The organism is Glycomyces sp. NPDC050141, from assembly GCF_055586545.1.
The window spans coordinates 51,785-74,365 of the sequence record NZ_JBVJHZ010000019.1; the positions used below are offsets into that span (position 1 = coordinate 51,785).

Annotated in this window: 24 protein-coding genes and 2 pseudogenes; 13 read left to right on the forward strand and 13 right to left on the reverse strand. The window is 68.3% G+C overall.

Annotation, left to right across the window (positions count from 1 at the left end; genetic code table 11):
* Nucleotides 1–28: 28 nt before the first annotated feature.
* The 7 genes from ACZ60M_RS13410 to ACZ60M_RS13440 form a co-directional block, all read right to left on the reverse strand.
* Nucleotides 29–745 carry a TylF/MycF/NovP-related O-methyltransferase gene (locus tag ACZ60M_RS13410; protein ID WP_465417823.1) on the reverse strand — a complete coding sequence of 239 codons (717 nt, stop codon included), beginning with the start codon at nt 743–745 and terminating at the stop codon, nt 29–31.
* Between the two features lie 163 nt (nt 746–908).
* On the reverse strand, nt 909–1,637 hold the full coding sequence (locus ACZ60M_RS13415; RefSeq protein WP_465417825.1) for an HAD family hydrolase: 729 nt from the start codon (nt 1,635–1,637) through the stop codon (nt 909–911).
* A gap of 122 nt (nt 1,638–1,759) precedes the next feature.
* Nucleotides 1,760–3,043, reverse strand: coding sequence for a hypothetical protein (locus ACZ60M_RS13420; RefSeq protein ID WP_465417826.1), 1,284 nt, complete (start codon nt 3,041–3,043; stop codon nt 1,760–1,762).
* Between the two features lie 208 nt (nt 3,044–3,251).
* The gene (locus ACZ60M_RS13425) at nt 3,252–3,965 is read right to left on the reverse strand and encodes a hypothetical protein (protein ID WP_465417828.1); all 714 of its coding nucleotides are present in this window, start codon (nt 3,963–3,965) and stop codon (nt 3,252–3,254) included.
* A 66-nt stretch (nt 3,966–4,031) separates the two neighbouring features.
* Complete coding sequence (locus ACZ60M_RS13430) at nt 4,032–4,382, reverse strand: transposase (protein WP_465417896.1); 351 nt, start codon at nt 4,380–4,382, stop codon at nt 4,032–4,034.
* Nucleotides 4,274–5,080, reverse strand: a complete 807-nt coding sequence (locus tag ACZ60M_RS13435; protein WP_465417830.1) for a transposase — start codon at nt 5,078–5,080, stop codon at nt 4,274–4,276. The genes ACZ60M_RS13430 and ACZ60M_RS13435 overlap by 109 nt, the downstream gene beginning before the upstream one ends.
* Nucleotides 5,064–5,504, reverse strand: coding sequence for a hypothetical protein (locus tag ACZ60M_RS13440; RefSeq protein WP_465417832.1), 441 nt, complete (start codon nt 5,502–5,504; stop codon nt 5,064–5,066). The genes ACZ60M_RS13435 and ACZ60M_RS13440 overlap by 17 nt, the downstream gene beginning before the upstream one ends.
* Before the next feature lie 23 nt (nt 5,505–5,527).
* Here ACZ60M_RS13440 and ACZ60M_RS13445 point away from each other — a divergent pair, with 23 nt between their 5' ends.
* From ACZ60M_RS13445 to ACZ60M_RS13480, 8 genes are all read left to right on the forward strand, one after another.
* Entirely contained in the window at nt 5,528–5,875 is a 348-nt protein-coding gene (locus ACZ60M_RS13445) for a hypothetical protein (protein WP_465417834.1), read from the forward strand.
* 87 nt (nt 5,876–5,962) lie between these two features.
* The gene (locus tag ACZ60M_RS13450) at nt 5,963–6,673 is read left to right on the forward strand and encodes a hypothetical protein (protein ID WP_465417835.1); all 711 of its coding nucleotides are present in this window, start codon (nt 5,963–5,965) and stop codon (nt 6,671–6,673) included.
* A gap of 402 nt (nt 6,674–7,075) precedes the next feature.
* Nucleotides 7,076–8,218: a hypothetical protein gene (locus ACZ60M_RS13455; RefSeq protein ID WP_465417837.1), complete on the forward strand. Its 1,143-nt coding sequence runs from the start codon at nt 7,076–7,078 to the stop codon at nt 8,216–8,218.
* A 10-nt stretch (nt 8,219–8,228) separates the two neighbouring features.
* Entirely contained in the window at nt 8,229–8,795 is a 567-nt protein-coding gene (locus ACZ60M_RS13460) for a hypothetical protein (protein ID WP_465417839.1), read from the forward strand.
* Between the two features lie 233 nt (nt 8,796–9,028).
* Entirely contained in the window at nt 9,029–10,222 is a 1,194-nt protein-coding gene (locus ACZ60M_RS13465) for an IS701 family transposase (protein WP_465417898.1), read from the forward strand.
* 178 nt (nt 10,223–10,400) lie between these two features.
* The gene (locus ACZ60M_RS13470) at nt 10,401–10,805 is read left to right on the forward strand and encodes a hypothetical protein (RefSeq protein WP_465417841.1); all 405 of its coding nucleotides are present in this window, start codon (nt 10,401–10,403) and stop codon (nt 10,803–10,805) included.
* Nucleotides 10,806–10,929: 124 nt separating this feature from the next.
* On the forward strand, nt 10,930–11,904 hold the full coding sequence (locus ACZ60M_RS13475; protein WP_465417843.1) for an 8-oxo-dGTP diphosphatase: 975 nt from the start codon (nt 10,930–10,932) through the stop codon (nt 11,902–11,904).
* Between the two features lie 116 nt (nt 11,905–12,020).
* Nucleotides 12,021–12,446 carry a transposase gene (locus ACZ60M_RS13480; protein WP_465417845.1) on the forward strand — a complete coding sequence of 142 codons (426 nt, stop codon included), beginning with the start codon at nt 12,021–12,023 and terminating at the stop codon, nt 12,444–12,446.
* Nucleotides 12,447–12,581: 135 nt separating this feature from the next.
* On the opposite strand, the gene ACZ60M_RS13485 is transcribed toward ACZ60M_RS13480, so the two are convergent.
* Nucleotides 12,582–14,087 carry an FAD-dependent monooxygenase gene (locus ACZ60M_RS13485; RefSeq protein ID WP_465417847.1) on the reverse strand — a complete coding sequence of 502 codons (1,506 nt, stop codon included), beginning with the start codon at nt 14,085–14,087 and terminating at the stop codon, nt 12,582–12,584.
* 90 nt (nt 14,088–14,177) lie between these two features.
* Between ACZ60M_RS13485 and ACZ60M_RS13490 the strand changes: the two genes are divergently transcribed.
* Nucleotides 14,178–14,864, forward strand: a complete 687-nt coding sequence (locus ACZ60M_RS13490) for a TetR/AcrR family transcriptional regulator C-terminal domain-containing protein (RefSeq protein WP_465417849.1) — start codon at nt 14,178–14,180, stop codon at nt 14,862–14,864.
* On the opposite strand, the gene ACZ60M_RS13495 is transcribed toward ACZ60M_RS13490, so the two are convergent.
* Nucleotides 14,812–15,429, reverse strand: coding sequence for a TetR/AcrR family transcriptional regulator (locus tag ACZ60M_RS13495; protein WP_465417851.1), 618 nt, complete (start codon nt 15,427–15,429; stop codon nt 14,812–14,814). The genes ACZ60M_RS13490 and ACZ60M_RS13495 overlap by 53 nt on opposite strands.
* A gap of 102 nt (nt 15,430–15,531) precedes the next feature.
* Between ACZ60M_RS13495 and ACZ60M_RS13500 the strand changes: the two genes are divergently transcribed.
* Both ACZ60M_RS13500 and ACZ60M_RS13505 read left to right on the forward strand, forming a co-directional pair.
* On the forward strand, nt 15,532–16,698 hold the full coding sequence (locus tag ACZ60M_RS13500) for an FAD-dependent oxidoreductase (RefSeq protein ID WP_465417853.1): 1,167 nt from the start codon (nt 15,532–15,534) through the stop codon (nt 16,696–16,698).
* A pseudogene (locus ACZ60M_RS13505) lies at nt 16,695–17,162 on the forward strand (DUF998 domain-containing protein); the annotation flags it as partial. The gene ACZ60M_RS13500 and the pseudogene ACZ60M_RS13505, both read left to right, overlap by 4 nt.
* Before the next feature lie 42 nt (nt 17,163–17,204).
* On the opposite strand, the pseudogene ACZ60M_RS13510 reads toward ACZ60M_RS13505, so the two are convergent.
* Nucleotides 17,205–17,402, reverse strand: a pseudogene (locus ACZ60M_RS13510) (CorA family divalent cation transporter); the annotation flags it as partial.
* A gap of 87 nt (nt 17,403–17,489) precedes the next feature.
* The gene (locus tag ACZ60M_RS13515; RefSeq protein ID WP_465417855.1) at nt 17,490–19,037 is read right to left on the reverse strand and encodes an FAD-dependent monooxygenase; all 1,548 of its coding nucleotides are present in this window, start codon (nt 19,035–19,037) and stop codon (nt 17,490–17,492) included.
* A 102-nt stretch (nt 19,038–19,139) separates the two neighbouring features.
* On the opposite strand from ACZ60M_RS13515, the gene ACZ60M_RS13520 reads away from it, so the two are divergent.
* Nucleotides 19,140–19,685, forward strand: a complete 546-nt coding sequence (locus ACZ60M_RS13520) for a PadR family transcriptional regulator (RefSeq protein WP_465417857.1) — start codon at nt 19,140–19,142, stop codon at nt 19,683–19,685.
* Nucleotides 19,686–19,754: 69 nt separating this feature from the next.
* Here ACZ60M_RS13520 and ACZ60M_RS13525 read toward each other — a convergent pair whose 3' ends face one another.
* Nucleotides 19,755–20,861: an FAD-dependent oxidoreductase gene (locus ACZ60M_RS13525; protein WP_465417859.1), complete on the reverse strand. Its 1,107-nt coding sequence runs from the start codon at nt 20,859–20,861 to the stop codon at nt 19,755–19,757.
* 52 nt (nt 20,862–20,913) lie between these two features.
* Here ACZ60M_RS13525 and ACZ60M_RS13530 point away from each other — a divergent pair, with 52 nt between their 5' ends.
* Complete coding sequence (locus ACZ60M_RS13530; protein WP_465417861.1) at nt 20,914–21,357, forward strand: MarR family winged helix-turn-helix transcriptional regulator; 444 nt, start codon at nt 20,914–20,916, stop codon at nt 21,355–21,357.
* A gap of 41 nt (nt 21,358–21,398) precedes the next feature.
* Here the strand turns inward: ACZ60M_RS13530 and ACZ60M_RS13535 are convergent, their stop codons facing one another.
* The gene (locus tag ACZ60M_RS13535; RefSeq protein ID WP_465417863.1) at nt 21,399–22,565 is read right to left on the reverse strand and encodes an FAD-dependent oxidoreductase; all 1,167 of its coding nucleotides are present in this window, start codon (nt 22,563–22,565) and stop codon (nt 21,399–21,401) included.
* Between the last annotated feature and the right edge of the window lie 16 nt (nt 22,566–22,581).

Here is a 22,581-nt window from a genome sequence, read left to right on the forward strand (position 1 = left end):
CGACTGACAGTGTCGTTCGCCGGTTGGTCTAGTCGGTAAAAGTCTTCTGGAGCACCGGGTTTGCCAATGCGGCGTCCCGTGCGGTTCTCCAGATGCCGAGTCCGACTTCGAAGGGTCCGTGATCGACCGTGACCGGACTGGCGTGCTCGAAGAACTGGTCGCAGGCTTGCATGACACCGGGAGCCTTCGGAAACGGCCGTGGCCGTTCGCCCGATGCTGTCGCCCTCCCGTCGGCGTAGTCGTCGAAGACCACGGTGGCTCCCGCGGCCAATCGTGGACGCAGATGCTTGAGGCTGTGCAAGGTCGCTTCGTAGAAGTCGAGGTCGACATAGGCGAACGCGATCGTCTCCGGGAGCTCGTCGGAGAGCGTCTCGGAGATCCATCCTTCATGGATAACCGGGGGGCGCAGTCCCCAATCGCGATGGGTTTCGCGTACGTCCGCAGGCTTGGCCGCGAACGCGCCGCGCTGGTGATGATCGCCGTCGCGCGGGCCGGGTTCGGGCAAGCCCGCGAAGGCGTCGTAGACATGCACGACGCGATCGCCCGCGCCGACTGCGTCCAGGACGGCGCGCAGCCAAGCGCTCATGTAGCCGCGGAAGCAACCGAGCTCGACCACCGCCCCGGGGACACCTTCCTCGAGCGCGCGTCGCAGCTCGCGCGCGACAACCGGGAGGCGCCCGCGATTGACCGTGCGTCCACGCTCCGGCGTGAGCAGCCACGATTCGAGTTTGGTCAGGTTCACCATCGGACATCCCTTGAATAAATGTCGGCCTTGTATTCTGTTGGCGCTCTGATGTCCACGCCGTAGCCGTTGACCTGCGCCGCGAATCATAGAGCGGCTGCATACGCGCCCTGCCGGCTTGGCCCCGCAGTTCCTGTCTCCCGGACTGCCGGCAGTGCAGCCCGGTTCAGCTCGCCTCGATGCTCCAGCTGGCTGCCCAGTTGAGCAGGTCGGGGTCGTCGAGGGAGGGCACCCACCAGTCGGCGAGCGCCGCGCTCTCCGGTTCGGGTTCGGGTCCGACGCCGAGGACCCACATGCCGGCTTTGCGGGCGGCGAGCAGGCCGGTTCGCGAGTCTTCGACGGCCAGGGTCTGCGCGGGTGCGGCACCGCAGAGCTCCGCAGCACGCAGGAACACGTCAGGAGACGGTTTGGGTGCCAGGTCGAGGTCGGGCGTGACGATGTGCGCGAAGCGGTCGAGCAGTCCCGCCTGTTCGAGCGCGCCGGTCGCGATGCGCTGGAGGCTGTTGGAGGCCACGGCGAGCGGGACGCTCCCTGAGGCCAGTTCGAGGAGTTTCTCGGCTCCGGGCATCACGACCGGGTTGGCGGCGACCATGCCGCCGAACGCCCCGGTGAGCTCGGCGACGAGCTGGTCGGCGGTAGCCGGGTCCGCATCGGGCAGGGCCTGGGCGAGCAGGGGGCCGACGATGCTGAGGTGCTTGCCGTCCATTGATGCGATGAACTCCGGGTCGGGTGCGACACCGTGCGCCCAGAGCACGGCGACCCTTCCCGCCGCGCTGTACCGCTCCGTGTCCAGGAGCGTCCCGTCGAGGTCGAAGGCGACCGCTTCGGGCCGCCATGCGGGCATTTCGCCGAGATACGGTCCGTCCGGGAGGATTCGCGAGTCCACTTGCAACATCCGTTCAATGCTCGTCGGCAGTGCAGGAACCCGCACCGATGAGCACTATATGTAATCGATGAGTGACTATTTGCGACGGTCGGTACTCGTTCCGCTGGCCGGCCATTGGCGTCCTTGCGCGTCTATGCGCCGAAGCGCAGGTCGTGATCGATGTCGACGGCAGGGGTCTCGATGCCGGTCGCCTCGCGGAGGCGTCGATGGCTGGCGCGCTCGAAGGCGCGCAGCGGGTGGTCGCGGCGGGCGTCCCGCAGGGCTTGGAGAAGCGGCTCGAGCAATCCGGTGGAGCCGACGGTATTGGTGATGACCGGGCCGTCGGGAAGACCGGCGCTGGTCTGCTCCCGCTGCCACTCGAATAGATAGTGGCGCATGAACATCAGGTGGGCGCTGGCGAGCCGCACGTGCTCGCGCAGCAGCAGGTAGCAGGCGGCGACCTCGGGGCAGGCGCTGGCGACGGCCAGCAGCTCATCGCGGTCCATGGCGTCCAGGTCGCCGCTCTTGAGGCCGTAGCGGGCCAGAATCTGCTCGGGCAGCGCTTCGACGCCGAACAGGCGCTCCAAGCGGTCGCGCTCGGCCTGCGGGAACGCGGGGAAGACGCGGCGGACCTGGTCGGTGTAGCCGGGCATGGCGATGCCGAGTATGAGGTCGCGGGCGAGGTGTTCGGTGTCGGAGGCGCCCGAGGGCGGGAAGTCGCCGGTTTCCCAGTGGTTGGTGTACTGGCGCCAGTCACCGCTGTAGAACGCCGGCTCCATGCCCGAGGTGCGCTGGAACTGCCCGAAGAGGCGGTGGACGGCCGCGATGAGTTCGGTCGCGGTGCCGAGGCGCTCGATGCGTTCGCGGGCGGGCACTTCGTCGCCCAGGAGCGGTTCGAGGAGGTCGTTGGCGCCCTGTTCGAGGACCTCGCAGGACTTGACGAAGGCGATCAGGCGCTCCTCTTCGGTACGTCCGGTGAAGGTTCGGAACCGATTGTGGTCGAAGGCGCCCGGCGAGGTCCAGGTGCCACCCGCGAAACGGACCGTGACCGTGGGCGGGTTCCAGTGGAAGAAGGACAGTGCGCTGTCCCTGTGCGGGTGCCCGGGCGCGGCGAGTTCGGCGACCGTGGCGAGATAGTCGCGGTAGGGGCGACTGTGGACGGTCAGTCGATCGAAGAGGGCGCGGGTGTCAGTCGCGGGGACCAGGCCTTGCTCGACGAAGTGCCGCACGCACGCCGACCCCCACATGCCCATCAGGACCGTGCATTGCCGGGCCTGCGCCGGGCCGTTCGCCGCGGGGTCGGGGGCCAGGAGCGGCAGCACCTGCGAGCGCAGCGTCTCGACCAGGGCGAAAGGGGATTCAGTGCGGGCTGTGATGGCCCGGTTGAGGACCGGGAACTCATCGAGCGTCCACTGGTTCGCTTCGCCGCAGGGCACGACGGCTCCCTTCCCGCCGTTGGAGGCGGACTCGACGCCGGCCCGGGCGGGTTCGGCACGTCAGGGAGCTTACGGACCCACCAGCCACAAAGCCGAACATGAACCGCGCGCCGCACCAGACAGAACCGAACCTTCCGCCACAGCGACGCGAGGTCGGCACTGGCGGTGGTGTGGGTGGCGGCACTACGGGGCACGAAATTGCCGGGATTCAGAATTTCTGAACCACCGGCCAGACTGCGGCTGGATCGCAGTGATCCGGGCAGGCCTGCAGGTAGACCTCATTGCCTAGGAACAGGTTGTAGGTATTGCCCACGCTGTAGTCCTGCTCCGGCGCGCCCGGATAGATATCGAATTCCCAGTACTCCGGTACCTGACAGACGTACACCAGATCGGCTCCGCACGCGCACTGGTAGAACTCGGGGTATTGCGCCCAGGAGGGCGCACCACCCACTTTGAAGGTCTGGGATCCCAGGCCCTCCTCGTCGGGTTCGTCTACGAAGGGGTGCAGCGTCAACGGCAGGGCGCACACGGATGGTTCGCGCTCCGCCGCTGGCAGGGTCGCCTGTCGCAGAAGCAGGATTCGCCAGAAGGGGCCTGAAAACGGTTCCTGTGGCGCGTCCCAGTACCGGTCCACGAGCCGGTCGCCTTCAGCCAGCGGCTCGAAGGGAGCGTCGTTGTGGTCCCGGCAGTGAAAGACCAACAGGTGGTCACCACCGAAGTGTTCTACGTCCGAGGGGATGTCGAGCTGGAAGAACAACGCCATCCGCTCGCCGCAGAAGCATGTCGGCCACTCCTGGCCCTCTTCGAAGCAGGGCCAGCCGCCCACCGAATTCCGTGTCGGCCCGGCCAGCGGCTCCGTTCCGACCTCGATTGCGTACGCACGCAACCCCATCCGCATACCAGGCACCTCAGCTTCGACCATCCGCTCACTCTAGTACTCCCGTACGACACGAGCAGGACCGTCTTCACGGTCGGAGTGCTTTGAGGTTCATGGTTCGAGCTGTTCGCGGCGGTGGTAGTGGCTTCGTTTGGCGGCCTTGTTCTTCCGGCGTCGCCATCGGCTCCAGGCGAGCAGGTGTGCGGCGGTGTGTTGGATGGTCAGGGCCAGAGCGGCGATCAGGTGCGCGGTCTCGGGGAGGGTGAGCCGGTCGAGCTCGTCGTCTTCGGGCAGGTCGGCGCGGGCGGCGATCGTGGTCAGGGTGGTGATCAGGTAGGCGGCCATCGCGAGGGTCAGGTGCCGGTGGGGCGCTTCCCAGGTGCGGACCTGGTGCTGGTCGAGACCGCAGCGGCCTTTGGCCTGCTGGAACGATTCCTCGATCGCCCAGCGGGCTCCGGCCAGAGCGGCGAGGTCTTGCAGGGCCCTTGGCGTGGGCGATCAGCAGCTGTAGAACGACTGCTCGCCGGTCGAGAGGTTCTGGCGGACCAGGAGGTAGTGGTGGCCGGTGGGCTCTTCGGCGAGGTCGAGGTCGAGCCAGCCCCACGAGTATTTGCGCAGGCCCTTGGCACCCTTGGCGACCGCCCGGTCTGCCAGTTCCGGGTCGGGATCGCGACTGCCAGTTCATCGGCCCGCACCGGTGCGATGAGCGCGTCGGTGGGCAGCTTCGTGGAGGCGGCGCAGGCGAGGACGAACGGCAGTGCCGCGTCGTAGAGGCCGCGGCGCAGGTGGGGTGAGTTGCCGCAGACCTCGTTGCCGGTCGCGGCGACGGCCGAGGGTGCGACCGGGCCGGCCAAGAGCCGCCGGAGCATCTCGGCGGCCTGCTGTCCTTTGGTGCGCTTGGCGACCGGGCCGGGCGCGCGTGCACCTGCGAGCCGGGCGTCGCCTTCGGTGAACCGTTCCTTGTGCAGGTAGACCTCGTAGTCGATGAGCGCGTGCCCTGTTGCGGTAGCCCAGACCGCCCAGGTGGTGACCTGTGCGTTCTCCACCCGGCCCGCGGTGCCGGTGTACTGGCGGGCGGCGCCGAGCGAGGACCGTCCCTTCTTGAGGTCCCCGGTCTCGTCAAATTGCCGCGGCAGCGTCCCGTCAGGCGACCTTGGCATAGAACTGGTCGTCCTCGGGGGCGACGTCAATGTTCCACGGGTAGAGGCGAACGTCGTCGCCGGAGCCGGTGAAGATCAGCTCTTCGGTGAAGGGGTCATCGGTGTCCATGTCGATCCATTCGCCGGCTCCAGTTTCGTCGCAGGGCTTCACTACGGTGCCGCCTTCATCGTATTTCTCGAACGGGTAGGCGTCGCAGAGCTGCCATGTGCCGGTGAGTTGACCTCCGGGAATGTCGTCGCCGAATCCGGGCCCGTACGTGGCACCGGTCGCGGTGAACGTGCCGTCGTCGAGGAACTCGACGGTGCGACCGGTGTCGTCTTCCCACAGGCCGATGACGACGTCGCGGGCGACCTTGTCCTCGGGTGGGTCTTCGTGGGGTCCTAGGCCCCACTTCACCGCCACGCGGCCCGCTGTGACGACCACTCGGAACACCAAGGAGCCACGCCGTGCAATGGAACAGGCCGTTCCAAATGTGGGAGTACACGACCAGTCACGCCGCCCTGCTACTCCGAAGCCTCGTGGAGGACCAGTCGCCTGCCAGGGTCGACGTCGCGTTCGCGAACGTGCATGCCATGCAGGTGCGACGAGCATACGACCACTTGAGGATCGACGCGGTGGAGGACTTCAGCAGCCTGCTTCCTGCATCGGATTACGTCCGCGTACGTCCGTCCACACAGTACTTCCAGATCAACGGCGGACCCGACTACGTCATTGCCGGCGCCGTCTCGGCCCTGGACGACGAAGGGGCCGCGCGCAAACCTTCGCAGTTCTATCAAGCGCTTCGTCACGACTAGGTTCTGCCTGCCTCACCAAACACTATGCGTCGCAGACAGACCCAAGTCAGATGCATCGGGACCGGTCCCGACCGCCTGGGAATATGCTTGGCGGACACCTTCAAGGGGAGTCCGCCGATGCGAACACCGTTGCTCACCCTCATCGTTCTCTTCGGATTCATCGCAGTAGGATGCGGCGCTGCTGAGGAGGAACCGCCCGACCTGTTCGCGGAGTATGCCGAATCCGCCGACGTGGTCAACGATCCATTCCCCACGGACTCGTGCTGCGAGGATCGGAAGGCCCAACTCGCGGCAATAGGCGGTCCGGACGCCATCTTGTCGAGCCTGCTCGGCTACCAGCGTTGTGGCAGGGAGGAACCGCCATTCTGCAACCTCAAACCCTCCCAAAGGCAGGCGGCGCACGATTTCGCCGGTGATGGCGCCGTGATCTACGTGCGCGGCATCCTTGTCAAAGACGACGAGGGAACCCTCGAAGTGATGACGCTGTACGTCGCCGAGAACGACGAGGGCGATCGGGTGCTGATCGACTGGCTGGGCCGGACCTACGACGGCGGCCTGAGCGATTTCCAGGCGAACAACGAGTATCTGCACGACGAAGACTGGATCCTGACCGTGGAGGAACCGACCGAGCTGAGCGATGACAGTCAGATCGTCACGGTCCCAGGCAAAACCACCGCGACGTGGATTCGCTGGGCGATCGGCATCGGGATAGCCGCAGCGGTAGCCGCCATCGGGGTCACCGTCATAGTTCGAGTCCGCCACATCCGCAGGATGCGACGGCCCGAAGCACCGTCCTGATCGAAGGGGCCGCCCGCGCCTTCACAACCGCCTGGCATCCTCCGGAACGGCTCAGCGAGGTTGAAACAAGCTCAATGAGGGCCCTGTACTACAGCGACCGATCATGCTGCGACCTCGTGAAACTCGTCCCAGACGGTGAGGTTGCGGCGTTGGTGGTACCACTGCGCGCAGGCTTGATGCCGACGTCGCCAGGTTGACCAGTGCTCGCGGTGTGGTCGTGTGTGGACGGGTTGGTGGCTGCTTTGCGTTGCACCCCAACAACATCAACCAAGACCCGAAACCCCGCCATTATCACCGGTCAAACCATGAACGGCCGCTGTAGTACCGGGATTCCGGTCAAAACCCGGGCAGTGCCTCTCTCCGCTCTGGCGCAGTGGACCGGCAGCACTATCCTCGGGATCCATGACCGGTTTCAAGGCCGACCCCGCGACTGTCAAGTCCTTCGGCGCCCTCGTCGGCAAGCAGGCTGACCACGCGAACGAGTGCGACCGCTACATCCTCTCCAACACGCAGCTCCAGCAGGACAGCGAAGGCTGGCTCAACAAGGCCAGCGGCGCCCACGACTCGCTGATCGAGCACTCGCGCGTGTGGTTCCAGACCTTGAACCGCTACACGCTCGAGAGCGCCGAACTCCAGCTCACCGATGCAGCCGGGTACTATGAACTGGCCGACGACGAGTCCGCCGCCGAGTTCGACGCCAAGCTCGTCCAGCACCCCACCCACCGGACCCAGGTCGATCCGAGGACCTACCGCGAGGAGCGGACCCGATTCGGCTCCCTCAGCGAGACCGCCGACCCGGGCGCGAACCTGAAGAAGCCCGAAGACTATGCCGCCCAAGGTGGCTGGCGCTGGCAGCCCGACTGGACCGATACCGTCTCGATCGCCTCGGCGGGGCGCGGTGCGATCATGGCCGCCACCGACTTCCTCGCCTGGACCGGCGCGCTCGACCGCGGCTACGACCCCTATGAGTTCCTGGTCAAGCCGGTGACCGGCGACTGGTCCGGGTTCCGCGGCTGCGCTGACGTCTTCCGCGGCGCCGCCGACGCCGCCCGCGACGTTGCCGACAACCTCTACCACGGCCGGCTCGGCGTGACCTTCGGCTGGGAGGGCAAGGCCGCCGATTCGTGCGAGTCCTATTTCGAACTCGTCGCTTTGGCCCTCGCCCCCGCCGCTGACGTGCTCGACAAGATCGGCGACGAGTACGAGAAGGCCGCCAAGGGCGCCTTTGACTTCTCCTCGGTCGTCGGCTCGCTCCTGTCCGACCTCATCGACGCCGCGATCATCTGCGCCGCGGCGGCCAGCGCCGGTGCGGCCACAGGCCCGTTCGGCTGGGTCGTCGGCGGCGGCATCGCCGCCTTCGAGGCGGTGTACATTGTCGAGACGCTCGGGAAGATCGCCGACGCCTGGACCCAGGCGAACGACATCATCACCGTGTTCGCGGCGGGGGAGAACTCCTTCGGACAGTTGTGGGCCTCCGACAAGATGCTCCCGAAGCTCCCCGAAGCCGGCGCCGAGGGCTCCCCGATGATCCAGCTGCCGGAATGAGGCGCCCCGCATGAGCGACGAACGACCCCCCGAACCGCGCTTCGAACCTGAGCGGATCGCGGGCCGCCTCCAAGGCACGCCCCTAGGCGACCGCCTCGACTCGCGAGAGAAGCGCCGCAGCGCCCTGAACGACATGCTCGCCGGCCACCCGGATCCAATGTGGCGCGAGATCGGGCGGCAGCTCCAGAGCGGCGAGATGAAACCCTCCGACATGATCAGCACGCCCGTCTACCGCCAGCACCTCCTCGACGGCCTCGAAGCGGCCAAGGCCCGGATCGCCGACCTGCCCGAGGCGATCGAACGCGGCGCCGACGACCCCGACGGCTTCCGGGCCCGCGTCGAAGCCGAGGAGGCGGCCGCCGAAGCCGCGGCCAGGGCCGCCGTCCCTGAACCGGAACCCGTGAGGGAAGAGCTCCGCACGTGCCCCAGCTGCGGCCGGAAGATCACCGGCGACGAGTGCCCCCATTGCGACACCGGCGAACAGGACGCGACCGAAGCGCCGCAGGCCTCAGGCGTCCGCACGTGCCCCAGATGCGGCCGGAAGATCACCGGCGACGAATGCCCCCACTGCTTCTGAGGGAGGCCGCAGGGGCGCGCTGACGGCCAGCGCGCCGCGGCAGGTGCGGACCGCGACCACGGCCGAGGCCGCCACCAGTCCCGTGCAGAGCACGCCCGCTGGGTCGGCGAACACGGAGGCTCCGGTGTGCGTCACCAAAAGCGCTCGCGGTGGTCACGCAGGTGCCCACCGGGAACGCGAACGACCACCAGGCCAGCGTGAACGGCAGCCCGTCCCGCTATCGAGTCATCGACATGCGGGATGATGTTGCGGCGGAGGATGTCTCGGCATGGAAGGCAAGCTTGGACGACATGTTCGCGCAGGTCGCTGGCCTGTTCGGTCGGGTGGAGCTTCGCCGGAGGGCCAGGGCGTACCTGGTAGGGCTCCTGGCTCCGGTGGAGCGGAAGAACTCCTGGCAGCTGGCCGGGGCGGCCGGGGACGCCGATCCATGGCGAGTGCAGCACTTCCTGGGCCGCACGAAGTGGTCGGCCGACGCGGTCCGCGACCAGCTCCGCTCCTATGTGGCGGTTAACCTGGCTGGACCAGACGGCGTGCTGGTGGTCGACGAGACGGGCTTCGTCAAGAAGGGCCGTAGGTCAGCAGGGGTCCAGCGGCAGTACTCCGGGACCGCAGGCCGAGTGGAGAACTCCCAGCTGGGCGTCTTCCTCGCCTACGCGGCTCCGACCGGCCGGGCGCTGATCGATCGCGAGCTCTACCTGCCCGAGTCCTGGATCGACGACCGCGACCGGTGCGAGGACGCGGGCATCCCCGACGACCGCTGGCGCCAGGGCGTCGTGACCAAGCCGCGCCTGGCCGAAGCCATGATCGGCCGGGCACTCGCGGCCGGGGTCGAGGCCGGCTGGGTCGCCGCCGACTCTGCCTACGGCCGCGACGGGAAGTTCCGGGCCTTCTTGGAGACCCGCCGTATGCCCTACGTGGTCGAAGCACCCGTGAAGCAGACCGTGGCCGACCTGGACGGCAAGCGCCGTGTGGACACTCTCATCGGCCGCGCCCCGGCCGAGTCCTGGCATCGAGTCTCGACCGGGCCCGGCGTCCGCGGCGAGCGCCTCTACGACTGGGCCTGGGCCACCCTCCCGGGCTTCGGCGACGTCCCAGCCGGGTTCGTGCGCACGTTGCTGGCCCGTCGCTCCATCGATGACCCCGATGAGATCGCCTGCTACCTGTGCTTCCACCCCGACTCGGTCGAGCGCGAAACGATCGTCCGCGTCGCCGGCGCCCGGTGGGCGATCGAGGAGTGCTTCCAGGCCGCCAAGGGCGAATGCGGGCTCGATCACTACCAGGTCCGCAGGTGGGAGGGCTGGTACCGGCACATCACCATGGCGATGCTCGCATACGCCTTCCTCGCCGTCACTGCGGCGACCGACCCAAAAGCCCACGCGAGCTGGGAAATCTCACAGTCCCCGAAATCCGCCGTCTCCTGGCGCTAGTCCTCCACACCGCTCGCACCCTCGCCCGCGCTCTCGCCGCCACCCACTGGAGGCGTCGCCATCAAACCCGCGCCCGCCAATCCCGCTACCAGCAGAAACTGAAGTGACGCAACGATAGTTCGCATCGACCTCTCGATCACGCTGGTCAGTCGCGGCTCTGATACGAGATCATCATCAGATGGACCAGGTCATTGATCTTGACGAGGCCGCAAAGGCCATCGCCGACCGAAGCCAAGCCTGGCGGCGTGCAGGACTTACCGTCTCGTCACTGACTTGGCGCGACGCGGCTTCTCCATGGCCCCAGCGGATCGTTACCGATCGCTCGACCGCAACTGATCCCGACTCCGTCGGCGTCCAGTTCCAGGGCCCCGGAGATGCGGAACTCCATGTCGTCCTCTACCGCTGTGGATGGGCCGACATCGACTACATCACCGTCGACGGCCACCTAGACACGCTCCACGGACCGGAGATCGGATCCCCTCAGGACTTCGGCCTTCTGCTCGACAACTGTGTGACCCGGACCTTCGACATCAAAGATTCGCTCGCTGTAGAAGCTGCTCAACTGCCCGAACACCGCCGGTGAGGCAGTTGCCCTCTCGAAAACACAAGCAGCACAACGAAATACAGCTGTCGTGTTAATGCTGCGGCGGAAGACGTGGGTGTAACGGTCGGTGGTACGGGTTGAGGCGGTCGTTGATACTGGTGCGATGGGTTTGACGCCGATGTGCCTGTGCTTCTTGACCAGAGCCTCCGATGGATCAGGATCCGAGGTCCTTCTGGGTGCGAAGAAGACCGGCTTCGGATCCGGGAAGATCGTGGGACTGGGTGGGCGTGTCGAGCCCGGCGAGCCACCAGCGCAAGCAGCGACGCGGGAGGTCTTGGAAGGGGTAGGGATCCTGGTCGATCCCTCGGCGCTGCAAGACCTGGGCGAAGTGACGTTCCGGTTTCCCTCGCGCCCGAAGTCGGACTCGGTCGTGTCGGTGTTCAGTGCCGACCGGTTCATCGGTCAGGCCGAGGAGTCCGAGGAGATCGCTCCGCAGTGGTTTCCCCTCGATGACCTGCCCTTCACGAAGATGTGGGACGACGCCCGGCTGTGGCTGCCCCGGTTGCTGGCCGGAGGACGGATGCGGACCGAGATCACGTACTCCTTCGACTGCGAGACCGTGGCAAGTGCCTGGCTCGGCGAGACACAAGTACGCCAACCCAGCTTCCTGATCACCTACGGGCCGGGCGCAGCGATGATCAGCCAGGTCGGCATCGTCGAGGCCTGGCGATGGACTGCCCTCGCCCGGTTCGGCCCGCATTTCCCGGCCAAGTTCCTGGCCCGGACCCTCGGGTGCCCTTGGGAGGACATCACCGTGCTCGACGGCGACTTCAACGCTCCGATGCGCGCGGTGATCGACCAGGTTCCCCGTGAGTACCACCAGGAATACCGCGATGCGGTCGCGCGTATCGGGCGTGAAGCCGGCGCGGTGTTCGCCTCGATGCGCACCGAATACGACCGGGTCAAGGGCATCGGGGACCGGAACGCTTTCGCGAAAGCCGTCCAGCAGGTCCCCGATTCCGCAGTGCGGCAGGCGATGTTCCTGCTATACGACGGCCAGGAGTTGAAGGCCGAGTTGCGGGCGTGGGCAGCCGTCCGGCCCGTAACGGTGAACCTGTTCCGGACTCGCGGCGTTTAATCCTGCGGATGACTATTCGGGGTTACGGCAAGTTGCGCTCGGGGTCGACTTGGGGAGCCTTTGAGGCAACGGGACCGGTGAGAACAGGAAGCGGCTGCCGTGTCATGTTTCTCGTTGTGACGCAAGAACATTCGACGGCAGCCGCGGCTGTGGGCAAAGCCCGAGCGGTCACGCGGTCGCTTCTGGACGCGGTCGCCGGATCCTTCCGCCGCCCCGAGTCCCGGCGCCATGCCGCCGAGGCCGTGGCCGGACTCCAGGCCCAGGTCCGCACCCGCAACTGCTGGGAACTGGCCTCCCAGGCCGGACATGGCGACCCGTGGCGAATGCAGCACTTCTTCAACGAAGCCAAATGGGATGAGGACGCCGTCCGCGAGGCCGTCGCCGCCCAGGTCTGGACCCACGTGGCCGACCAGCCGCCCAAGGTCCTCGCGATCGAAGAGACCGGTTCGACAAGCTCCACCAGTTTGATCAGCACCACCTCTGACCAGGTGAAACAAGTTCGGATTTCCGAGATGATCGGGCAAAAGCTGACATCAGGTTAGAAAGCGGCCATCGATTCGAAGGCCGCTTCTTCGTTGGCGAGGCGTTGGCATGCCGATCAGTGGCTCGCAGGGGCCCGTCCTCAGGCCGGTTCGGCGCCCATTGAGGGTGTCGCGGTCAAGCTCGGATCTCCCCGCTCAGCGACGAGATTCCGGACCGATCCAGCGCTCCAGTGCTCCGATCAGGTCGTCCGTTTCGGAGGCGTCTCCGGCCCAGGCGGTGTATCCGTCGGGGCGGATGAGGACGGCGGCGGGAGTGGCGATGTCGCCGATGCCCGGGAGGGCCCAGGTCGTGGTTCGGCTCGTCGCCCGGACGAGGTCGACGTGGTCGAGCCAGGCCTTCGCGGTCTGCTCCAGTTCCTCGCTTTCGTTGAGTGCCAGCAGGATCGGCCTGCCTGCTCGGAGCAGTTCGCTGACGCGAGTCGGGGCGGTTCCGGAGTGGAGGTCGGCGTCGGGGGTGCGTCGGCCCGCGAGCGGGTGGTCGCATCCGGTCTCGTATCGCAGGTCGAGCGCGGTGATCATGAGGCCGAGGCCGTGGCGCACGCCGTCGTGTTCGAGCAGCTCGGTCATGGTGTCGCGCAGGGCGTCGGCGTGTGCGCCGGGGCGCTGGAGGTGGGTCTGGGCGCGGGTGTTGTGGAGGACCCGCTCGGCCACCGGGCGCCGTTCGGACTCGTAGGAGTCCAGCAGGCCGTCCGGTTCCCCGCCGCGGACGGCGGCGGCGAGTTTCCAGCCGAGGTTGGCCGCGTCCTGCACGCCGGCGTTGAGGCCCTGGCCGCCTGCCGGGTAGTGGATGTGGGCGGCGTCGCCGGCCAGGAACACCCGGCCGTGGCGGTACCGGTCGGCCAGGCGGGCGGCGTCGCCGTAGTGGGAGACCCAGGTGGGGCTGTGCATGCCGTGCTCGGTGCCCGCGATCTCGGTGTAGCTGCGGCGGAAGTCCTCGAAACCGATCGCGGCGCTGCGGTCGAAGGCCCGGTCGTGGCGCTGCACCAGCAGCCGCCAGGAGCCCGGCTGCAACTGGATCGCCGAGTAGTCGCCGATGCCGCGGCGGACGCCGAAGATCGCGTCCTGGGGCGGGTCGGTCAGTTGGACGTCGGCGAGCATCCCGGTCATGGTCGCCTCCGTGCCGGGGTAGCCGATCCCGGCGAGCTTGCGCACCGCCGAGCGGCCGCCGTCGCAGCCGACCAGATAGGACGCCCGGATGCGACGCGGCGCAGCCCCGCCGAGTTCGACCTCGACGCCCGCCTCGTCCTGGTCGAAGCCGATCACCGGTGCGTCCCAGTGGACGGTGATCCCGCGTTCGGCGGCGCGGGCGTCGAGTTCACGCTCGATCTCGGCCTGCACCAGGGCGAGCGTGTACGGGTAGCGGGTGGGGAAGTCGCTGAAGTCCATGCGGAGCCCGCCGAAGTGCCCGGCCTGGATCGGGCGGCCCCGTTCCAGCAGCGGGTCGAGCAGGCCGCGCTGGTCGAAGAGCTCCATGGTGCGGGCGTGGATGCCGCCGGCGCGCGATTCGCCGCTGCGCTCGGGCAGGGCGTCGACGACCGTGGCGTCGACGCCGGCCAGGCGCAGTTCGAGGGCGAGCATGAGCCCGGTCGGTCCGGCCCCGGCGATGAGGACGTCGGTGCGGGTGGTGGCGTGGGTGGCCATGAGACGCTCCTTAACGTTGTTAAATCTAACATCGTTAAGGATATGCAGAACCTTGTTAAACTGTCAATCGCCCCCTGATTGGAGACGTCCGTGAAACTCAATGCCCAGCTCATCGCCGAGGCCGCGCTCGATCTGCTCGACGAGGTGGGGCTCGACGGGCTCACGATGCGCAAGCTCGCCGCGAAGCTCGACGTCCAGGCGCCCGCCCTGTACTGGCATGTCAAGCACAAGCGCGAACTGCTCGACCTCATGGCCGAGCGCGTCTTCGCTGACGCCGTCAACGATCTGGAGGCGCCCCGCCAGGGCGCCGACTGGTCTGAATGGCTGGCCGACCTGGCGGGCCGCCTGCGCCGGGCGATGCTGCACCACCGTGACGGCGCCAAGGTCCTCGCGGGCACCTTCGTCACCGATGATTCCCTCTGGCGCACTATGGAACTGACGCTGCGGATGCTGGGCGACGCGGGCTTCGACCCGCGCGGGACCGCGCGGGCCTTCTCGACCCTGCTGCATTACACCGTCGGGTTCGTCATCGAGGAGCAGGCGCGGACCGGGGTCGACTACAACGGCGACAACCCGTACGAGGGCGGCGCCGTCGAACAGGCCATCGACCCGGCCCGGTTCCCGCTCACCGCGGCGGCATCCGAGGCCATCCGCGCCGCGGACGCGGAGGCGGAGTTCGCCCACGGCATCGGCGTGATCATCGCCGGCATCCGGGCGGTGGCGCTCAGCGCTGCGTCCGGTCCTGCCCGGCGAGGCCGTGGAGGAGCAGGTCGGTGAGGGTGTCGATGACGGTGTCGTCGTCGGGGACCGGGCCGGGGCTGTTGCACGCGGCGTAGCTGAGCAGTGAGAGCATCGACCCCATCGCGGCGGCGGTGAGTTCCGGGTCGCCCGGCAGCGGTCGTCCCTGTTCGCGCATGTGCTCCAAGTGCTCCCGCCAGACGGCGGTCTCCTCGATCAGGCTGCTCCAGATTCGCCCGGAACCGGGGTCGGCCGCGATCCTGGACTGGAACAGTGCGCCCACGACCGCGTGATGCTCCTTCATGACCGTCCAGGCGGTCGCGAGGTGCGCGCGGAGTTGGTCGCGGTCGCCCAGGTCGTGCTCGCGCGGATGCCCGGCGGTGGCGATGAGATCGTCGGCCTGGTCGCCCATGCCCTGCATGAGTGCTTGCAGCAGTTCGTCTTTGCTCGCGAAGTGCTCGTAGAACGAGCCGGTCGAGCGCCCGGCCGCCTTCGTGATGTCGGTGATCTTGGTGTTCAGGTAGCCCCGTTCGGCGAACACGTCCTTGGCGGCGTGCAGCAGCGCCGCCCGGGTCTCGGCCGCCTTGGTCTTGCGTACGCCCACGTCGAAAGCCCTTCGCGATACGTGTTGACAACGCATCAGTGTACCGAGCATACTTTCACTGAATAATGATTCAGTGAACAAGAATTCAGTTTTGGAGTACGCATGCGCATCATCGTCATCGGGGGCGGCGTCGCGGGGACCGCGACCGCCCTGGCCTTGCGGCAGGCCGGGGCCGAGGTCGTCGTCTACGAGGCCCACCCCGACCCGGCCGGCTCGGTCGGCTCATTCATCAGCCTCGCCGTCAACGGCTTGCGAGGTCTGGGCGCACTCGGCTGCCTCGAACGCGTCCAGTCGGCCGGTCACGACATCCCGCGCCAGCGGATGTGGTCGGCCGCAGGGAAGCGCATCGCCGACGTCCCGCGCGGGCGGCGCAGCGGCGACGACCTGCACAGCGTCACCCTGATGCGCGGCGAGCTGGTCGAGATCCTTCGCGAGGCCGCTCGCGCGGGCGGGGCCGACCTGCGCTTGGGCGAGCGGTTCACCGGCTTCACCGAGACCGGTTCCAGGATCACCGCCGAGTTCGAAGGCGGGCACCGCGACAGCGCGGACCTGCTGGTGGGCGCCGACGGGATCTGGTCGACCGCCAGGGAACTCGTCGACCCGACCGCCGGCCGACCCGAGTACGCCGGGCTCTACAGCGTCTCCGGCTTCGCCGAGGGCGTCGAAGTCGAACCGGGCGCTTTCAATCTGACCTTCGCCCGGAACGGGGCCTTCATCCACCTGGCCGCCGGAGGCGCGGTGTGGTGGTCGGCGCAGATCGCCGCCCCGGCCGAGCCGGAGCGCAGCGGCGTCACTGACGCCGAATGGCTGCGGCGATGCGCGGAACTGTATGCGGGAGAGGCGGTCCCGTCCGCGGTCATCGCGGCGACCGAGCGGATCCACACGCCGGTCATCATGCACGCGCTCGACCCGGTATCGACGTGGCGGCGCGGGCGGGCAGTGCTGGTCGGCGACGCCGCGCACCCGGTCGGCGCGGGCCAGGGGGCCTCGGCCGGGATCGAGGACGCGATCGCGTTGGCCGAGGCAATCGCCGCAGAGTCCACGGTCGAGGACGCGCTGCGGTCCTATGAGGCGCGGCGCCTGCCCCGCGTCCGCAAGCTGCTGCGGCTCGCTGAGGACAACCGGGGCGCGAAGCAGGCGGGACCGTTCAAGCAGCGCCTCCAGGCGATCGTGATGCGCCTGTTCATTCCGCTGTTCTACGAGAAGGCCACCGCCTGGCTCTACACCGACGGGCCGAAGGCGCAGACGGGCACCACCTCTCGGCGGTGAGCGGCGGCTCCGAGCTGAGCCTCGGCCCAGTGGGCTGGATCCAGATCACCAACTTCGTCGCCACCGGCGCCCTGCTCCTCGTATTCGCGATCGGCCTGCGCCTCGCGCTCCGCGGGGAGCAAGGCCGAGTCGTTCTCCCGATCCTGGTGGGCCTCTTCGGCATCGAACTCATCATCACCGGGGCTTTCGTGATGGTCCCCGACGGCGGCTACCCCGCCGACGCCCACTTCACCGGCGAGCCGACCCTGCACGCCACCATCCACAACCTCAACGCACTGCCGACATTCCTGACGATGGGCGCGCTGGCGGCGGTCGGCGTCTGGTGGTACTCGCGGCAAGCACCGTTGCAAGGCTGGTCGCGGGGCTGGGCGCGGTACTCGCTGACGGTCGCGGTGGCCACGCCGCTGGCGATGGTAGGCGCGGGCATCTTGGAGGATGTGCCCGGTTCCCATTTCGGGCTGGTGCAGCGGGTAGGGAAGACCGACTCGCGGACGTCGGCGCCCGGTTCAGAACCAGTCGTGCCATTTGAAGACGAAGTGCAGGACCACCGATACGCCCAGCATGAGCGTGAGTGCGAACGGGTAGCCCGCGAGCCAGTACAGTTCGGGCATGTGGTCGAAGTTCATGCCGCAGACGGTCGCGACCAGGGTGGGGGCGAACAGGATCGCGGCCCAGGAGGAGATCTTCTTTATCTCCTCAGACGTGGAGTTCTCCGCCGCCGACAACCCCGGCGGCATCACCGCCGGTCCCGAGGACACTGACACCAGACCGGGCGCTGGCCTGATATCGGCTCAGGCCGGAGGGAAGGTGAGGCCGATGGCGCGCAGGTAGGCGTGGATGGGTTCGCCTTTGGCGTCCGCGATCAATCCGATGTACCCGTCGGGGCGGATGAGGACTTTGGTGCCTTCGTTCGCCCTGAAGGCGCGGTACAGGGTGCCCGCAGGATCGGTCAGGGGGCCGCCGGTACGACCGATCGTATGGACATGGACGAGGTCGCCTTGGAGTGGATCGGCCGATGAGGAGACCTGGTCGGTGAAGTCGACTGCGGTGAAGTGGGGGCCGCGGGTGAGATCGGAGAGGCGGACCGGGCTGTGCTCACCGTGGAGCAGCGCGTCGGGGGCGAGGTCACCGGCGCGAAGGCGTCCGCGCCGAAGGCCGCGGCTGAGGGGACTGTCGCGGTAGACGGGATGGTCGTCGCGGTCGCGGACCTGCTGGCGGGTGACGAAGGCGGTCAGGAGGAACCGCAGCAGCGGGCGGATGAACTGCGGCGGGTTGATCGCTGCGAAGCGCTGGTCGCTGTCGGCCAGGATGCGACGGGCCACCGGGAGCCGTTCGGTCTGGTAGGTGTCGAGCAGCGCGTCTTCGGCGTCGCCTTGCACGGCGAGTGCGAGCTTCCAACCCAGGTTGTAAGCGTCCTGGACGCCGGTGTTCATGCCGTAGGCTCCGAAGGGGCTGTGGACGTGGGCGGCGTCCCCGGCCAGCAGGACGCGTCCGACCCGGTAGGACTCGACCATGCGCAGGTTGTAGCGCCACATCGAGACCCAGGACGGTTCGGTCAGGCGGACGTCGGCGCGGCCGGTGCGCTCGGCGACCAGTGCCTGCAGAGAGTCGAGCGTGACCTCGGGCCAGGTGCCGTCGGCGGTGGGAGCGGTCGAGGCCACCAGTTGCCAGGAGTCGGTGCGCGGGATCGGGCGTGCCACGAGCAGGTGACCGTTTCCGGCTAGCCAGAGGTGGACCCTGTCGCCTTCCAAGCCTTCGATCTTCAGGTCGGCGAGCAGGGCCCGGGTGTCCTCGTTCGTGGTGCCGGTGAAGGCCAGGCCGAGGCCTTTGCGGACCGTGCTGCGGCCGCCGTCGGCGCCGACCAGGTAGCGGGCGCGGACCGGCCGTGCGGTGCCGTCGTGATCGACTGCGGCGGTGACGCTCTCACCGTCGTCGGTGAAACCGGTGAGCCGGTGCCCGAACTCGACCTTCCCGCCGAGCTCGGCGAGTCGGTCGCGCAGGAACTGCTCGACCGCGTACTGCGGCAGGGCCAGGCAGTTGGGGTAAGGACGGGATGCCGTGGGCTCGGCTTGCGGCACATGGACATCGGCCAGCAGGTCGGTCCCCAGGTGGATGCGAGTGCGCTCGTGCACGTCCGCGGCGTCGAGGACGCGCTCGGCGATCCCCAGATCGTCGAAGACTTCCATCGTGCGGGGTTTGACGGTGAAGCCGCGCGAGCCCGCCGCCGGGAGGGGCGCCGCTTCCAGGACCCGGCAGTCGATGCCCCGGCGGAGCAGGTCGCAGGCGAGGGAGAGGCCGGTTGGTCCCGCTCCGGCGATCAGGACGTCCACACGGTCCATGAAAGGTTCCTCTCGTGCAGGGGGGTGGCGGTCAACTTCCGCATCTGACACCTACAATCGTACCTATACGAATGTAGGTGTCGATTGCTCGGGGGTTCGCTCATGTCACTGCGATACGCGCTGCTCGGCCTTCTCGAAGACGGCCCGGCCAGCGGGTATGACCTGACCGCTCGGTTCGAGCGCTCCTTGCAGCGGTATGCCTGGACGGCCCGGCAGAGTCACGTCTACCCCGAGCTCAAGCGCTTGGCCGGCGACGGCCTGATCGCGGTGGTCGCCGAGGGGCCGCGCGGGAAGCGGACGTATGCGATCACCGAAGCCGGGCGGGAAGCGCTGCAAGCCTGGCTTCTGGATCCGCCGGGAGAGCGGGCGGTCCGCGATGAACGTGTCCTGCGGCTGTCGCTGCTGTCGGCGCTGGACCACGCCCAGGCCCGAGCGGTCCTCGAACGGGAGACGGCGACGGCCGAACGGGAACTCGTCGAACTCGAAGCCCTCGCCGAGCGGGCCGACGCCGAACCCCATCCGCGCGGGCCGCTGCGGTTCGGCCGCATGGCCATCGAGTACGGCATCTACCAGCACCGGTCCCACCTCGAATGGGCACAGTGGGCACTCGACCGACTCGACCGGACCGAAGCGGCCGGTCCCGAGTGACCGCAAGTCACGGCGCTCACTTTCGCGAGCGACGATCCGCCGCCTCGGAGCGCCATGACGGCAACGTGCTCAGCGGGTGGTCCCGTTGTGTTGCGCGGCCTCAAGGACACGCGCGACCTCGGCGAAGCCGTACTCGAGCATCTCGGTCTCATACGCATGGACGGCGTCGAGGAGCGGACCGGTCCGCTCGGTGATCCGGCGGCACAGCAGCGCCGCGTCTTTGAGGGCGAAGGCCGCGCTGGTGCCCTGGGGGATCATCGTGTGTACGGCATCGCCTATGAGCGTGACCGGGACGGTCTCCCACGGCGGTACTGGTTCAGCGGTCCTGATCGTGGTGGGGTTGACCGTGGCCGGGTCGGTGGCCCGCACGAGCGTGCCGATACTCGGGTGCCAGTCGTCGACGATCGCAGCCGCAGTCTCGGCCAATGCGGCCTTGTCCATCGCGGCGATGTCGGCCGAGAACCGCCCGGCAGGGGCGACGACCACCCACATGACATAGTCCTCGCCCTCGCCCGAGGCGAACTCGTGGGCCGCGAGGGACACGAAGCGCCCGTCGGGGCCCATGATCGAGCAGAACCCGTCAAGGGCAGCTTTGGGCGCGAGGGCGCGGACGGCGTCGGTCAGCGGGGTCTTGCCGTAGATCTCGGTCTGGCCGGTCTCTATGACCCGCGCCTGCGGCAGGAGCTGCGCCCGCACCCGCGAATGGGTCCCGTCGGCGCCGACCAGCAGGTCCGCTTCGGCGGTCGCGCCGTTCCCGAAGCGGGCCCGCACCCGGTCGCCGATGAGCTCGTAGCGCTCGAACGGCGCGCCGTGGCGGACGTCGATGCCGGTGAGCAGGATGCGGCGCAGGGTCTGCCGGTCGACCGTGAGGTGCCGCCCGGACTCGGCGTCCTCGACGGGCGGCACGAGCATCTCGTGGACGACGTTGAGGTCGGGGTCGAGGAAGCGGACGCCCGAGCCGTGCTTCCCGGAGGTCTCGACGACCTCCTCGTACAGGTCGGCGGGGAGATACCGCCGGAGCGCGAGGTCGCCTTCAGAGGCGATGTGGATGCGGAAGCCCTGGCTCGGCTGCTCGGCGCCTTCACGCTCGTACAGCGTGGCGTCGATGCCGGCCTGCATCAGGCCCTGGGTCAGCAAGGGGCCGGCGAGGCCGGCGCCCACAACAAGAATACGCATGATCCGAGATTATCTATTTCTAGACTATCTGTCAACCGACTATGATGGCGGCATGGAGAAGCCCGACGAACAACTCGACGCGAAGATCGGCGGCCAGTTGTACTTGGCGCACCGCTACGCCCGCGCCGCGACCAATCGCGCCTTGGAAGCCCACGGGGTCGAACTGCGTCACCTCGGCGTGCTCGGCCAAGTCGCTGAGTCGGGGCCGATGAGCCAGCGCGAGCTCATCGACCGGCTCCAGATCGACAAGTCCACGATGGTGCACATCGTCGACGAGCTGGAGCGCCAAGGCCTCGCCGAGCGGCACCGGAACGAGCGTGACCGCCGCAGCTTCAGCGTCCACATCACGCCCGTGGGAAAGGAGCGGCTCGCCGTTGCGCAGGCGAGCACCGCCGAGGTCATGGCCCGCCTCCTGGAGCCGCTGCCGGAGGCCGACCGCCGCCTGCTGCACGAGCTCCTGGCCCGGTTCATCGACAGCGCCGCGCAACTGGGGTGAAGGACCGGGACGAACTGGCGCCGGCAACCCGGATCTGATGTTCAGGCCACCGGTGCGTATTCGGGGAGCGGGCGCGTCCCGGCTTGTGCCAGTCGTTCAAGCGCCCCGAGCGGGCCGAGGATCGGGAGTCGGGCGAGGGTGTCCCGGATCCGCCTGCCGGCATTGGTCCCCGGCACCATGAGCCGCAGGTTCGGTCCGATCTGCTGCTTCTGCTCGACGAGCGCCCGGTGCCCGGTCTCGTAGTGCACGAAGGCGGTCCGGTGGTCGCCGCGTGCCGCGGTGAGTTCTCCGGCGAGGCGGTACGCCCCGACCATCGCGAGCTCGGCGCCCGCGCCCGATGCCGGCGAGGCGCACCAGGCCGCGTCGCCGACCAGTGCCACCCGGCCACGGGACCAGGAGTCCATCCGGATCTGACCGAGGGCGTCGAAGTAGAGTTCCGGGTCGTCCAGCGCCACCTCCAGTAGTTCCGGTACGCGCCAGCCGGTCTCGTTGGCGAAGGCCGCGCGGATCAGGCGCCGGTGCTGCTCGGTGTCGCGGTGGTCGTGGTCGAGGTTGTCTGAGCGGAAGATGAAGTACGCCTTGGCGCCGGCGTGATTGCCGGACCGGTAGAGCCCGGCCATCTTGCCCGGGGTGTTGTACATGGTGACTGCGCGGTCCTCGCCGAGCGCGGCGTCGGCGTTGGCGAATGCGAAGTAGTGGCCCCTGTGCCGCAGGAATCCCCTCTCGGGGCCGAAGGCGAGGTGCCGCACGGTGGAGTGCATCCCGTCCGCGCCGATGACTAGGTCGTAGCGTTCGCTCGGCCCGTGCTCGAAGTCGACGGTCACGCCGTCGTCGTCCTGGCGCAGGCCGAGCACGCCGTCGCCGAACCGGTAGTCGGCGTGGGTCGCCTTGTGCAGCAGGGACACCAGATCACCGCGCATGATCTCGACCGAGCCGGGCTCGTCGATGCTGACGCGCGCGGTGGTGCGCTCGGCGGCGTCGACGAACCGAATGCCGCGGACGTCGGCCGCGGACGCTCGGACGGCTTCGGTGAGGCCCATGCGTTCGACCACGGAGGCAGCCTGCCCGCGCACGTCGACGCCGTTCCCGCCCGGCCGCGGGGCCGGGGCCCGCTCGACGACCGTGACCGCGAAGCCGGACCTGGTCAACCAGTATGCGGTAGTGAGACCGGCGATGCTGGCGCCGACGATGAGTACGCGCTCGTTCATGGGGTGCTCCCTCGAG

What these genes read in the sequence shown, in the direction of transcription:
- ACZ60M_RS13470 (WP_465417841.1), top strand. Translation starts at nt 10,401, where the DNA reads ATGGACCAGGTCATTGATCTTGACGAGGCCGCAAAGGCCATCGCCGAC.
- ACZ60M_RS13485 (WP_465417847.1), bottom strand. Translation starts at nt 14,087, where the DNA reads ATGGCCACCCACGCCACCACCCGCACCGACGTCCTCATCGCCGGGGCC.
- ACZ60M_RS13530 (WP_465417861.1), top strand. Translation starts at nt 20,914, where the DNA reads ATGGAGAAGCCCGACGAACAACTCGACGCGAAGATCGGCGGCCAGTTG.
- ACZ60M_RS13410 (WP_465417823.1), bottom strand. Translation starts at nt 745, where the DNA reads ATGGTGAACCTGACCAAACTCGAATCGTGGCTGCTCACGCCGGAGCGT.
- ACZ60M_RS13515 (WP_465417855.1), bottom strand. Translation starts at nt 19,037, where the DNA reads ATGGACCGTGTGGACGTCCTGATCGCCGGAGCGGGACCAACCGGCCTC.
- ACZ60M_RS13425 (WP_465417828.1), bottom strand. Translation starts at nt 3,965, where the DNA reads ATGGTCGAAGCTGAGGTGCCTGGTATGCGGATGGGGTTGCGTGCGTAC.
- ACZ60M_RS13475 (WP_465417843.1), top strand. Translation starts at nt 10,930, where the DNA reads ATGGGTTTGACGCCGATGTGCCTGTGCTTCTTGACCAGAGCCTCCGAT.
- ACZ60M_RS13500 (WP_465417853.1), top strand. Translation starts at nt 15,532, where the DNA reads ATGCGCATCATCGTCATCGGGGGCGGCGTCGCGGGGACCGCGACCGCC.
- ACZ60M_RS13415 (WP_465417825.1), bottom strand. Translation starts at nt 1,637, where the DNA reads ATGTTGCAAGTGGACTCGCGAATCCTCCCGGACGGACCGTATCTCGGC.
- ACZ60M_RS13455 (WP_465417837.1), top strand. Translation starts at nt 7,076, where the DNA reads ATGACCGGTTTCAAGGCCGACCCCGCGACTGTCAAGTCCTTCGGCGCC.
- ACZ60M_RS13535 (WP_465417863.1), bottom strand. Translation starts at nt 22,565, where the DNA reads ATGAACGAGCGCGTACTCATCGTCGGCGCCAGCATCGCCGGTCTCACT.
- ACZ60M_RS13435 (WP_465417830.1), bottom strand. Translation starts at nt 5,080, where the DNA reads ATGCCAAGGTCGCCTGACGGGACGCTGCCGCGGCAATTTGACGAGACC.
- ACZ60M_RS13520 (WP_465417857.1), top strand. Translation starts at nt 19,140, where the DNA reads ATGTCACTGCGATACGCGCTGCTCGGCCTTCTCGAAGACGGCCCGGCC.
- ACZ60M_RS13465 (WP_465417898.1), top strand. Translation starts at nt 9,029, where the DNA reads ATGCGGGATGATGTTGCGGCGGAGGATGTCTCGGCATGGAAGGCAAGC.
- ACZ60M_RS13525 (WP_465417859.1), bottom strand. Translation starts at nt 20,861, where the DNA reads ATGCGTATTCTTGTTGTGGGCGCCGGCCTCGCCGGCCCCTTGCTGACC.
- ACZ60M_RS13460 (WP_465417839.1), top strand. Translation starts at nt 8,229, where the DNA reads ATGAGCGACGAACGACCCCCCGAACCGCGCTTCGAACCTGAGCGGATC.